Origin of the sequence: Xanthomonas cannabis pv. cannabis (assembly GCF_000802365.1) — a bacterium.
GTDB lineage: Bacteria > Pseudomonadota > Gammaproteobacteria > Xanthomonadales > Xanthomonadaceae > Xanthomonas > Xanthomonas cannabis.
Genome location: NZ_JSZE01000248.1, coordinates 1 through 232, shown reverse-complemented (window position 1 = coordinate 232; position 232 = coordinate 1). Strand labels below are relative to the sequence as shown.

General features: G+C 59.1%; 1 pseudogene. It reads right to left on the bottom strand.

What is annotated here, in order from left to right:
• Positions 1-114: 114 nt before the first annotated feature.
• Positions 115-232: pseudogene (locus OZ10_RS21915) on the bottom strand (integrase core domain-containing protein); the annotation flags it as partial.

Here is a 232-nt window from a genome sequence, read left to right as displayed (position 1 = left end):
AACGCGATCTGCTCTTCGGTGAACTTCGACTTCTTCATGGCGACGGGCCTCCTTGGGCCTGAGTGTCGCCGAATTTTCTAGTTCTGGCTGGTCCAAGTTATAGGGAGGAGGTCACTCGTTGAGGCATTCGTCGCGCAGCCGGCCGTTGAACGATTCGACGTAGGCGTTCTGGTTTGGTTTGCCCGGCTGGATGAGCCGTAGCTGCACACCCCGGTCATGCGCCCAGGCAACC